The 12,626-nt window shown below is 69.9% G+C and carries 6 protein-coding genes and 1 tRNA gene; 2 read left to right on the top strand and 5 right to left on the bottom strand.

Annotated features, from left to right (window positions below):
• Window positions 1–100: 100 nt before the first annotated feature.
• Window positions 101–5,077: an FG-GAP repeat domain-containing protein gene (locus tag WMF26_RS30495; protein WP_437995558.1), complete on the bottom strand. Its 4,977-nt coding sequence runs from the start codon at window positions 5,075–5,077 to the stop codon at window positions 101–103.
• A gap of 461 nt (window positions 5,078–5,538) precedes the next feature.
• Between WMF26_RS30495 and WMF26_RS30490 the strand changes: the two genes are divergently transcribed.
• Entirely contained in the window at window positions 5,539–7,416 is a 1,878-nt protein-coding gene (locus WMF26_RS30490) for a hypothetical protein (RefSeq protein ID WP_437995557.1), read from the top strand.
• A 245-nt stretch (window positions 7,417–7,661) separates the two neighbouring features.
• Here WMF26_RS30490 and WMF26_RS30485 read toward each other — a convergent pair whose 3' ends face one another.
• The 4 genes from WMF26_RS30485 to WMF26_RS30470 form a co-directional block, all read right to left on the bottom strand.
• A complete protein-coding gene (locus WMF26_RS30485) occupies window positions 7,662–8,591 on the bottom strand; it encodes a trypsin-like serine peptidase (protein WP_437331887.1) in 930 nt (309 codons plus the stop codon).
• 1,054 nt (window positions 8,592–9,645) lie between these two features.
• Window positions 9,646–9,720, bottom strand: a tRNA-Thr gene (locus tag WMF26_RS30480).
• A 48-nt stretch (window positions 9,721–9,768) separates the two neighbouring features.
• Complete coding sequence (locus tag WMF26_RS30475) at window positions 9,769–10,752, bottom strand: alpha/beta fold hydrolase (RefSeq protein ID WP_437995556.1); 984 nt, start codon at window positions 10,750–10,752, stop codon at window positions 9,769–9,771.
• Window positions 10,753–10,818: 66 nt separating this feature from the next.
• Window positions 10,819–11,577 (bottom strand): peroxiredoxin, encoded by a 759-nt coding sequence (locus WMF26_RS30470; RefSeq protein WP_437995555.1) that lies wholly within the window; start codon window positions 11,575–11,577, stop codon window positions 10,819–10,821.
• A 78-nt stretch (window positions 11,578–11,655) separates the two neighbouring features.
• On the opposite strand from WMF26_RS30470, the gene deoC reads away from it, so the two are divergent.
• A complete protein-coding gene (deoC, locus tag WMF26_RS30465) occupies window positions 11,656–12,609 on the top strand; it encodes a deoxyribose-phosphate aldolase (protein ID WP_437331884.1) in 954 nt (317 codons plus the stop codon).
• Window positions 12,610–12,626: the final 17 nt, after the last annotated feature.

Raw genomic sequence — 12,626 nt, 5'->3', positions numbered from 1 at the left:
GGCCCGCAGGTTTCCAGCCTGGGGAGGGGGTGGCCTCGCCGCAGAGCGCGCGAGGCGGGCAGGGCCGCGCGGGGTCGCGCGGCCCTGCGGGGCGGTGGTGTCAGAGGGAGAAGCGCAGGTTGTCGAGCACGTAGGTGCCTGCGTTGGTGGAGGCGTTGAGCACGAGCCGGAGCTGGCACTCGTTGTCCTGGGCGAGGAGCGCGAGACCCGCCGGAGGCACGACGAAGTTGACGACGTGGGCGCCCGAGCCCTGCGGCAGCGGGACGGTGTTCGTCGCGACCTCCTGGTGCGACATGTTCGCTCCCATGCAGGCCAGGAACATCGTGGCATCGCCCGGCCAGCTGGGGTTGACCGGCGGCGGCGACACGACGTCGAGCTTCAGCGTCGGCCCGAACGCGGCGAGCTCGCTCGTCGGGAACGACGTGCTCTCGATCTCGGTGTAGTTCGAGACCGCGACCGACAGCGCTTTCAGCTCCGGGACGGTCGGCGATTCGACGAGGCTCGCCGTGGTGCCCTGCACGACGTGCCACGCATCGTCGGTCTCGAAGCCGAAGACGGCCTCGACGGTGGTGACCGGCACGAACGGCCCGTCCTCCAGGCCGCGCGTCGCCCCGTTCCACTGCAGCTCCCCCATGAACCGCACGTTGTCGAACCGGAAGCAGTCGCCGTTCGCCGCGTCGGCCATGAGCGAGACCTGCAGGGTGGAGCCGCGGTCGCTCTCCTGGAGGGCGGCGAAGATCGGTTCGGGGAGCGTGAAGTGCGCCGTGACCCACTCGCCCGCCGGATAGCCGGTCAGGTCGAACTGGCCGGCGTACTGGGCGACGGTGTCCTCGGGGCGATCATGGTAGTAGAGCTGGAGGGAGCCCTGCCATGCCGGGTTCGGCAGCCCGGTGGGGATCCGGACGTCGAGCGCGAGGTGGCGAGAGATCCAGGTGAAGCTCTTCGGGTTGAAGGAACCGCTCTCGAGCGTGCGGGAGCCCGAGGAGCACACCCGCTGCGACGTCTCGCCCACGGTCGCGACCGCGTTCATCGAGTTGCTGGCCATGGTCGTCCAGGGGTCGTCCCAGGTGCCGACCCTGGCCTGGCCACGCGGCGTGGTGCGGTAGGTGTTGGCCCGCAGCGACGTGATGTCCACAGTGGCGCCGGCGGCGCCCGCGATATCGATGGCGATGGTGACCGGCTCCTGCGTCTGCTGGAGCGCCGCCAGCGTCACGGATGGCACGTTGAAGAGCACGTCTGTCTCGCCCGCGGTGAAGACGTCGGCGAGCACGACGGTCGAGCCGAGCTGGACGGTGCCGGTCGAGGCGGCGTTCAGCGTGACCTTGAGCCGGGCGCTGCGGGTCGGGTTGCCGGTGACCGCGACGGAGAACCACACCGACCCCGGCGTCCAGCTCGTCCCTGTGCGCTGGTACTCGCGGTCGATACGGGCGTTGCCGGCGCCGTTCGGGGTGATGGTGAAGCCGCTGCCGTCGGCGTTCTGCGCGGCGGAGCCGGGCTGCGCGGGCAGCCAGCTCTCGTCGAACCGGATCTGGCTGGGCGGGTCCACGGCCGCGTCCCCTTCCGGGAGGCGCTTCGGATTGTGGTGGTCCCTCGAGTCGAGGGTCAACTTCGCACCCAGGTGCGGGTTGTGGATCGTCACGAGCCCGTCGCCCATGGCGCGCACGTACTCGACGTCCGTGAACTGATAGTCCGCGTTGACCTGCTGGACCAAGAGCAGCGGGAAATCGATGATTTCCTGCGGCTCCTGCGGGTCGAACGCGCCCGCGGAGTCGCCATCGATCCGGTCGATCCACATCAGGGACTCCTCCTCCGAGAAGCCGATGTCGAGCTGCTCGTCGCTCACCACCGTCCGGTAGGGGAGCACGTTGCCCTGCGCCGTCAGGCCGCCGTTCCTGGACACGACCGCGCTCAGGACCTCCGCGGCCGGGACGCCCTGCTCCGCGGTGCCTGAGCCCCAGTGACCAGGGACGACCTCCCACAGACCGCCGTGCATGACGGGGAAGGAGACCACGACGAGGTGCAGGTCGCCGCCCGGCTCGGTGATCACCTTGGCCCTCGACCCGTTGTCCAGCATGACGACGTCGCTCTGGGCCCAGCCATCCGGGGTCCGCGTCGGCCAATCTTCCTTGGGATCGAAGCCGAGCGTGACGTTCTTGTACACGGGCCCGTTGTTCGAGGTGTAGCCGTCCCCTCTCATCATCGGCGTGAGGTGCTGAGCCTCGGTCACGCCCCAGTTGCCCTGATCACCGGGGAGCAACAGCACGCTCGGCCTCGCGAGGAAGTCGTGCGCGTGCTTCTTGTCCGGCATCGTATCCTCGACAGCCGCATCGATAGGGCCCAGTCCCGCGTTCTCGAAGTACCGGTACCTGCCGCCCGAGCTGTTCAGGAAGTCGCTGGTGGAGAAGTAGTGCTCGAACGCCGGCTCGTAATCCCAGAACCCGGAATAATCGCCTTGCTCTCTCATCGTCTCTTGCGCGACGCGGGTCAGATCACGCGCGATGGCGTCGAGGTCCGGGTCGCCCATCACGTTGGGCGCCGGGTAGCGCGCCGGCCCGTGGACCCGGTAAAACTGCGTGGAGTAGCGCGACCCGGCGCGCGTGTACGCGCCGAACCCGGGCTGTTCGTTGTCGGGCTTCAACATGAAGTGGTGGATCAGCTCCGGCACCCGGTAGCCGCTGAGCGCGGCGTCGAGCGCGAACCCTCTGTACGGCTCTCCGCTCCACCACATGCAGTTGTGAGCCCACTTCGGGCAAAACGGATCATCGTTGAACGAATACACGCCCGTCAGGATGCCGAACATGCTTGGCGGAAAGTCGCCGGTGTACAGCTCCAGCTGGTCCTTCTGTGCCCATTGACGTCGCATCGGGGCGTAGCGCTTGCCGTGGTAGGACTGGAAGGCGACCATGGCGGCCATGTAGTCGACGGCGTTGCGCGCGGCGGTCCGCACCCTTTCGCCTTCGGCATGGCTGGCGAGCTGCATCAAGGCGCGCAGCGTGAGGCCCTGGTACGGGCGCGCGTTGGCCTCGAAGAGGCCGTTCTTCGTGACTCGGCCGAGGATGGCGAGCAGCGCTTGCTCGAGCTCCGTGCCGTCGTTGACGAACTTCTCGGGGCTCCGGTCGTGAATGGCCTGGATATCCGGATCATGCCGTGGATTGTTGCGGATCCACTGGTTCGCCAGGTAGCTCCAGGCGTTGATCATCAGGACGTGGTTCTCGGTCTCCGGGACGTCCACCCAGAAAGTTTCGTGTTCCAGCTTGCGCACCTTGTCTCCGGCGTATGGGATAAAGGGGGTGCAGCGGAACTTGTAGAAGTCGCTGTCGACTGGGCCCATGTTGGCGCACTGTGCTGGAGTATTCTTTGTGTACAAGAGGAGCGCTTTGACGGCCGCGTCTGTGAGCAGCGGGGTCGCGCCATCGGGCGTGTTCCCGAACGCGTTCAGCAGCGTCATCGCGCCCATGAGATGAAAGTCGAAGTCCCCGTCCGTACCGGCGTTTTCATGCATGTGCGCGTTCTCGACGAGCCAGTCCTCGACGCGCTGCGGGAAGTCCGGCGGCGGCCTGAGGGCGTCCTCCGGGTCCAGATGGACGAGCGCGGCGAGCCCCGCGGCGATGCGGCGGAAGCCCGTGATCTGCGCCCTGTCCCAGCTCCCGAAGTTGCTGAAGTCGCCTTCGAAGGTGCGCATCCACACCTTCAAGAGCTTCTTGAAGCGGTCGTCCATCTCCGCATTGGCGTCGGCGACCGAGTCGGGGATGGGGTGCGGATCCCCGAAAATGGCGCACACCTTGTCGCCGACGGCGATGTCGGTGACGTAGTAGTCCTCGTCCCAGTCGGTGGTCCCCCCTTTCCGGTAGACGACGTCCGTGAGCAGGTCGTCGTAGGCGCCCCACCTCGGGTTCGGGCTCTCGGTGCGGCCGAACAGGAGCTCGCCCCGGCCATCCAGATCCGTGTCGACGACGGCGATCGCGCTCGCGCCGACGTCTTCGCCCCACTCCTGGCCGCGGGTGATCTGGGAGATGGTCCCGTTGTCGCTCTTGCTGTAGACGATGAGCTTGGGGCCCGGGCCATCCCCGAACCGCCCGACCACCAGCTCCTCGTTTTCGTCCCCGTCCATGTCCCCGGAGCTGATGGAGATGGCCTGGAGGTCGCCGTCCCAGGTGTCGCTGCCGGGGTCGAAAGGAGCCCCGAAGGCGATCTCCGTGGTGAAGAAGTCGTGCTCGCCGGGGAAGACGAACACGCGCTGGTCGCCGTAATCACCTTCGGCGATTGCCGCGAGGTCCCCATTGCCGTCGCCGTCGAAGTCGAGGAGCTTGACCCCGAGCACGGAGGGGTAGGCGCCGAACACGCTGTCGCCCGCGCTGAAGACGGTGGCGAGCTCGCCGCTGCTATTCAGGCTCGCGACCTCGACGCGGAGCCCGAGGCCGCTGCACCCGTCGCACGGGCTGTTCCTGGAGATGGCGACCTCGTCGCGGCCGTCTCCGTTGACGTCGCGCACGTCGAGCCCCGTCACGTAGTAGTCCGGTCCCCATTCCGAGCGCTGCTCGCGGACGATATCGAAATGGGACCTCTCGCCGTCATGGATGAAGTCGTCCAGGATCAGCACCCTGGCCGCCAGCGCATTGGAGCTCTCGTTCATTCCGACGACGACCTCGTCGTCGCCGTCACCGTCCAGATCGCCCGCTGCCAGGGCCTCCACGCCCGTGCTCGTGCCCCAGTTGCCCAGCGTCGCGATCAGCTCGAAATGGGTGGTTTTGTCATCGTAGACGAACAGGCGCGGCACGGTGTCGCAGTTCACGCAATCGCGCGCGTTGCGCCCCGCGATGAGCTCGAGGTCCGGATCGCCGTCGATGTTGGCGAACGTGATGGCGGTGGCGTAATGGGGCTCGCCGTAGTCGCCGCCGAGCTCGACGAAGACATGGTCGCCGTCGTACACGTAGATTGACGAGTGGCCCTCGGTGTCGCGGTACCGCGAGACGGCGAAGAGCTGATCTTCGGCACGGCATTGGGTGCTCTGCGCATCGGCGGTGATTGGAACGCCGATCAGGACGATGGATCCAAGCAATGTTAACCAGTGACGCATCGGTCTACCTCTCTGGGTCTGCAGGCTGGCTGTGGGGTGAAGACGGTCCATTCACAGCAGCGCACCGCTAAAGCAGCGGCCGTGCCACAGAGAGCGCGCCACCCCGCGGCGCACGGTCGGATGGCCGGCGAGCCGAAGCTGGCCGGTCTCGCAACCCGGCGCGTGTGGCGGCACGTGGCACGTGCCGCGCGGCACAAGACACGTGGTCGACGGCCGCGTGTGTCACCCGTGGCGGGCGCGCAGGTCTCCAGCGTGGGGTGGGGGTTGGGATGGCCTCGCCGGCCAGCGAGCCGGTCGGCAGAGCGCGCTCAGGCGCTTGCGGCGCTGGGGGAGCTCCGGCTAGATTCGCGCGCGCCAGCGCGCTCTCCGCCGCTGGCGCTCATCGCGCGCGAAGCGCTCATCGCGGCCGCGCTCCATCACCCGCTCTTCTGGACGGGCATCACAGGTCAGGGGAGAATATCTTGTTTTCGTTCATCGCCGCCTTCAACCTGCCGGACGCGAGCGACCGCGATCCCGCCGCGTTTCTCCGCCGCACGGCGCTCCTCATCGGCGAGCGGATGCCCTCCGTGGGCCCGGAGCCCCGGATCGCGCTGGAGGTCTTGCCGGAGGTGGGCGGCGGGTGGGCGCTCCTCGCGCCGGAGCCGCGGCCGCGGCTCGACCTGCTCGACCAGGTGGTCACCGACACGCACGCCGCGCTGTTGTTCGGTGATCTGCAAGGCGAGTCCAGGGCGTCGCCCGCGAGCGCCGTCCTCCGCGCCTATAAGTCGGGCGGCGGGGCCGCGGTGGCCGCGCTCGACGGCAACTTCTCCGCCGTCGTCGTCGACCGCGCGGAGCGCACGGTCGCGGTGATCTCGGACCTGCTCGGCCGCCGGGCGCTGCGCACCCTGCACGCGGACGGGGCCCTCTACGTCTCTCCCCACGACATCGCGCTCGTGGCGACCGGGGCGTGCCCCGTCGAGATCGATCACGCCTCGGCGTGCTCGATCGTCGCCGCCGACTGGTCCATCGGCGGGCGGCCGCTGCTCGCGCGCGTCGAGCCGTGCGAGCCCTCGCACTGGCTGCGCCTGCGGGGCGGCCGCCTGGAGCGGCTCGCCGCGCCGCTCGGGCTGTTCGAGGGCCGCGTCGACGCCCGCGACGGGGCCGCGGTCCGCGAGCGAATCGACCAGATGGTCGACACGATGCGCGAGAGCACGCGCTTCGCCGCGGCGGGCTTCGACACGGTCCGGGCCGACCTGACCGCGGGCATCGACAGCCGCGCCGTCTTCGCGCTCGTCGCGTCGGTCGTGCCGGCGGAGCGCATCGTCGCCAAGACCTCGGGCGCGCCCGACAGCCTCGACGTGCGCGTGGCCGGGCGCATCGCCGCCCTCTCGGGCGTGCGGCACGAGCACCGCGAGCTGGATCTGCCCATCCACGATGACTTCAGCCGTCACGCGGATCTCATCGCGTTCCACATGAACGGCGACTCCAGCGCAAAGCGCGCCATCGACAGGTATCCGAGCTGGGACGACGAGCGCCCCCTGGGCTTCGACGGGGGAGGGGGCGAGATCTTCCGTGGCTATTACTATGCTCGCCCCGGCCAGTACCGGCGGGTGGCCGGCGCCGGCGCCGGCGACGTCGCAACCTTCCTCGCCCGGAAGTGGCGCCGCCTGGCCGCGCCAGGCTTTCGCTCGCCCGAGCATCCGGCCGCCGTGCGCGAGCGCACCCAGGCGGTGGTCGAGGCGATGTTCCGGCGCTCGCCCGACGTGCACGACGTGCTCGATCAATTTTACCTCTTCGAGCGGTATGGCCGCTGGGGCGCGCTCACGTCGCGCTTCTCCTGGTGGAGGAGCTTCAGCCCGTACGCGAGCCCGTCGGTCGTGCGGCTGGCGTTCAGCCTGCCCTCCCCGATAGGCATGCACGCGGGCTTGCACGACGCCATCGTGCGCCGCTTCTTGCCGCCCGCGCGCGGCATCCTCGTGAACGACAACGCCCTGCTCCGGCTCCAGGGGCCCGGGCTCGGGCGCATGCTCGCGCGCGATCTGCTCTATGTCACGGGCGAGCTCTGGCGAGCGGCGACCGCGTGGCGGGGCCGCTCGGCCAAGCGGCGCCGCTCGGTGGACGCCATGCGCGCCGACATGGTCGCGGGACCGCTCCACGACTACGCGCGCGACGTCCTCCTCTCGCGAGGCAGCATCGCCGTGGATCTGCTCGGGCACGAGCTCGCCGCGCGCCTGCTGGACGAGAACAGGGCGCGGCGGCAGCACCTGGAGACCCTGTGTAACCTCCTCGGCATCGAGCATTTCCGGCGGCTCGCCGCGGCCACCGCCGCGGCCACCGCCGCGGCCGCGGCCGGGCGTTGACCGGCGGCGTCGCTGGCAGTCACGTCGGTGAACGTGCCGCCGATGGCCGCGGTGAAGACGACGGCCATGTCGCGCTCGTCGCGATGTTGCTGATGCTGTGCTGGAGGTCGAGGGCGAGAGGCTGCGCGAGGCGGCGCGCGGCGCTGACGTGAGCTCGTCGGGCTCACCCCGGGGCGTGGGCGGCAGACCCGAGGCGGCGCCGCGCGGTCTGGATATCGGCGCGGAAGCGCGACGTCAGCGAGCGCTCACTGGCAGACCCAGTAGTCAGGGAACGCGCTCGATTGCGGCGTGCACGCCGGAAGCCCTTCGAGGCTGCGGAAGTTGTTGATCTGGCTCATCCGGGTGCTGGAGATCCGCATGCCCCGCGCCTTGCCGCCGACCTCGGCGCAATGATCGTCACCCGGCTTCTCCGAGTTGGAATGGATGCCGAAGATCCAGTTGGTGTTCCTGAGGAAATAGGGGCCGCCCGAGTCGCCTTCGCAGACTCGGATGTCGTCCGCGTCCGTGACGAAGTGCTCGGCACCTACCCAGTTCAACGAATCATTCATGAAGCGCATGACATTTTGGCCCGTGCCATTGTAGTGGTAGAAGCCCCGCCCGTAGAACGTATAGGGCTCCGTGGAGCCGAGGTACCCTGCGTAGATGCCATCGGCGGCGTCGCTGGCCGTCACGTTCTGGAACGCGCCGCCCGCAGCCTGGGTGAAGACGACGGCCATGTCCGCTTGCGCATCCGCATGCTGCAGGCGTCGCACCCAGACACTGCGGTTCGTCGAGCATTTGCCGTTCGAGGGGGTGCCTGTCATGCAGCTCCAGGTGGTCCCGGTGCGCGCGTAGGATACCGAGACGCTCACAGACCCCGTCAGCGCCGTGCCGAGCAGGTGGTCAAAGCAGTGAGCCGCGGTGAGGACCATGTGTCGACCGATCAGCGTTCCCGTGCAGAATCCGTTAATCCCGTCCCCGATCTCCACGGCGCCGACTCCGCCGCCCTCCGTGCCGGCGCGGATCTCTTCCGCGTGGGTCCCGAGCGGCTCGTCGGAGAGGTCGTCGCTCGGATCTGCGGCGACGCACGCCGAGCCTGCCAGAGCGAGGAGCGCGCCGGCTGCGCCCGTGCGAGCCCACACGAGCCCAGCTCCTACCATCCCGCGGCAACCTTTCGAATCCTTGATGTTCGTCATTGGAGTTCTCGCCTTCGTCCTGAGTGGTTGTTCTTCTTCTCCGCTGCTCGCGGCGCGCAGAGCGACACACAGGGCTCGTCACCGAAGCCCGTGGGCCACACCGCTGGCCTTCGAACGCGGCCACATCGATGCTCCCGACATGCTCGGTCGGAGGGAGCCTCCGCCTGCAGCATCGGGATCATCGCGGGATACGCCTTACCCGGGACCGCCCGTCTCCCGCTGGATTACGATCCAGCCATGCAGCGGGTCAGATAAAGAGTACCGCTCAGGGGGCAGTGCAACGAGCGCGCCAGCTCAAACGCACGACGGATCCGGGAGCGCTGAAAGATTTTGACGGTCATTTCGTCCTGCGCTGGGTGACATGTCACGGCGTGGCCCCGTGACATGTCACCCAGCGCACCGTGACATGTCACGGTGGAGCGGGCCGCACGTCACGGCGGGTGGCTCATTGTCCGTCGCGTGGACGCGACACCCCTCCCCTGAAGGGGAACGTGGGCCGAGGCCTCCCGGATCTCCGCCGATACCGCCGGAGCGTCTCAAACGCGCGTCGCGGCGGATGAGCAGGATCGTGCCCGGCGCGGCAGCGGGAGCGCGCCCGGCGCGTTGCTGCTGAATCCGTGCTGGAGGTTGGCGGCGCGGCTGCGCGAGGCGCTGCCCGGCTACACGCGGGCATCGTGGACGACGGCGCAGCGTTGCTCGCAGAGGACGCCGGCGCGCTCGGCCTGCCGGACGTCACCCCCGAGGCGCTGCGCGCGGCGCAGGCCGACCAGAAGTGCCTCGGCCGCGCGCGAGGCCCGGTCGCGCGCACCGTCTGCCGGTGCCCGTTCGAGCAGCGGCGGCAGGTCGCCGGCCGCGCGGTGGCACGCGCGAGAAGATGGCCCGGCGGAGGGGGGGCTCGCGGACTGCGACGACCTCAGCGACCCTTGAGGGTGAGCTTCGTCGCGCTGCGCGACACGCCCTCTCGCGATGATGCCCAGAGCGCCCGGCGCCGGCGATATCCGGCTGGTCAACGAGCCGCATCCGCTGGGGAGCGGGGATGCTCGCTGTTCTTGTATGGAGCCACCTTCGGGACTTGAACCCGAGACCTACGGTTTACGAAACCGTTGCTCTACCACTGAGCTAAGGTGGCATGCCTCGCGTCGAGGAGGCGCGCAGATTACCCACTCGTCCTACCGAGTCAAGCTCTTTTATTCGCGCCCCCCGTCAGCCCGGTCCCGTCCGCCGCCGCTGCGCCCGCTGTCCCCGTCCTCGCCTCTGCTTCCCCGCTCCCCTGGCCCGCCGCGTCGCCGGCGCTCCCTCTCGCGAAGAACTCGCCCAGCCGCTCCGAGAGCTCCGCCGCCGCCGACCAGTGCATCATGTGCCCGGCGTCCGGCAGATCGACGTGCTCCGCGCGCGCGAGCTTCGCCACCCGCGCCGCCTCGTCCGGCGGGCGCCACCCGGTCGGCCCGCCGCTCACGACCAGCGTCGGGCACGCGATGCGCTCCAGGAACGCCGCGAACGCCTCCGCCTGGAACCAGAGCGGCGACGTCGTCCGGTGCATCGGATCGTACGCCCACGCGAGCCCGCCGCCGGGCTCCTCGCGCGTGAGCAGCGGCGCGCGCGTCGCGAGCACGTCGAGCGGCACGCGCGGGTGATGCGCCGCGAGCCGCGCGATCGCGTCCTGCATCGACGCGAGCCGCCGCGGCGCCCGATCGAGCCCCTTCATCTCGCGCAGCCACGTCTCCATGCGCGCGACCGCGACGTCGGGCCCGCGCGCCGGCGGCCCCAGGCCCTCGAGCAGCGCCAGGCGCTCGACGCGGCCGGGGCTCGCGCCCGCGTAGTACACCGCGACCGCGCCGCCCATCGAGTGGCCCACCACGCCGAGCCGCGCCGGCGCGAGCGCGTCGACGAGCGCCGCGACGTCGGCGATGTAGTCGGGGAAGTAGTAGTAGCCGCCCGCGCCGACGCGGCCGCTCCGGCCGAAGCCGCGCAGGTCGGGCGCGATCACGTCGTGCCCCGCCCGCGCGAGCGGCTCGGCCACGAGATCCCACGTGCTCCCCGCGTCGAGGAAGCCGTGGAGCAAGAGCAGCGTGAGGCCGGACGGCCGCGCGGCGTCGTCGCGAAAGCGATGGACGCACAGCTCCAGACCGTTGGGCTTCCAAGATTCCGACGTCCTACGCACCACGCGCGTGCTCTCGCGTGCAGGCGCCCACGTCAACCCCCCGCGCGCGCCGCGCGCCCGGCGCCGTCACCGCTTCGCCGGCGGCGCCGCAGGAGCCGCCGGGGGAAGCATCGTCCCCGTCGCCACCGGCACGGCCGATCCCGCCGCGCCCGCAGGCGGCGCGGCCGCAGCGCCCGGCGCGGCCGCAGCGCCCGGCGCGCCCGGCGCCGCGGCGTCGGACCCGGCCGGCGCGGCGCTCGCCGACGCCGCAGGCGCCGCCGGGAGCGCGGCGCCCGTGAGCTGCGCGGCGTCCTTCAGCACCTCGTCGGCGTGCACGCCGGGATCGACGTCCGGGTAGACCTTCGCGACCTTGCCGTCGGGATCGATCAGGAACGTCACGCGCGCCATCGACCCGAGCCGCGTCGGCACGCCGAACGCGTTGGCCCACGTCTGGTCGGTGTCGACGAGGATGGGGAACGGCAGCCTGTGCTCGGTCGCGAACGCCTCGTGCGACTCGCGCGTGTCGGGGGAGACGCCGAAGATCTGCACGTTGGCCTGCTTGAAGCGATCCCACGCGTCGCGGAACGCGCACGCCTCCTCCGTGCAGCCCGGCGTCCCGTCCTTCGGATAGAAGTACACGACCACGGCGCGACCCCGCTGGTCGGACAGCCGCTGGATCGCGCCGTTCTGATCGGCGGCGAACACGTCGGGCGCCGTCGCGCCGACCGGGAGGAGCCCCTGTCCACCGTCGGGTCGCTCGGCCGCGCCACACGCGAGCAGCGAGACAAAGGCAAAGACGACAGCAACAACGACAAAAACGAGGGCAGTCGGGAAGCGTCTCTTCATCAGAGCGCCACGTTAGCACGCACTCGGTAGGATCGATCCGACGCTTCTGGTACGTTGCGCCGACAGGAGACCAGGCCGATGGCGATCTACGGAAACGGCAGCGGCGCCGCCCCCGGCGCGGTGCGCCAGGGCAGGGGAATCACCTACCCCGATTTCTCTTCGCCTACCGTGGATAAGGTCATGGTGGAAGAGCGTGCAGCCGGGCTCGGCAAACGAAGCATCAAGGGCCCGGCCAAGGTCGCCGGCCTCAAGCTCGCCATCTCCATGATGGACCTCACCACCCTCGAGGGAAAAGACTCGCCCGGAAAAGTCGAGCAGCTCTGCCAGAAGGCGCTTCGCCCTCACGAGCGCGCGGACATCCCTCCGTGTGCGGCGGTGTGTGTCTATCCGAAGCTCGTGCCCGTCGCCAGGCGAGCGGTCGCGGGCTCGACGGTCAAGGTGGCGAGTGTGGCGACCGCCTTCCCGAGCGGGCTGTCCACGCTCGAGGTCAAGCTCGCCGACGTGCGCCAGGCGGTCGAGCTCGGCGCCGACGAGATCGACATGGTGATCGACCGCGGCGCGATGCTCGCCGGCGAGGTCAACGCCGTGTACGACGAGATCGCCGCGACCAAGGAGGCGTGCGGGCGCGCGCACCTCAAGGTGATCCTGGAGACCGGCGAGCTCGGGAGCTACGACCGCGTCCGCAAGGCGAGCCGCATCGCGATGCTCGCCGGCGCCGACTTCATCAAGACCTCGACCGGGAAGGTCACCCCGGCGGCCACGCCCGCGGTGACGCTGGTGATGCTCGAGGCGATCCGCGATCACGCGCACGCGACCGGCCAGCGCGTCGGGATGAAGCCGGCCGGCGGCATCCGGACGGCGAAGCAGGCGCTCCACTACCTCGTGCTGGTCAAGGAGACCCTCGGCGACGCCTGGCTCACGAGCGACCTGTTCCGCTTCGGCGCGTCCACGCTCCTCAACGACGTGCTCATGCAGCTCGAGAAGGAGCGGACCGGCGCCTACCAGGGCGGCGACTATTTCAGCAAGGACTGACCGCGCGCGGTCGGGGC

Origin of the sequence: Sorangium sp. So ce185 (assembly GCF_051526825.1) — a bacterium.
Classification (GTDB): Bacteria; Myxococcota_A; Polyangia; order Polyangiales; family Polyangiaceae; genus Sorangium; species Sorangium cellulosum_D.
The sequence above is the reverse complement of the archived record's forward strand: the minus strand, read 5'-3'. Positions and strand labels throughout refer to the sequence as shown.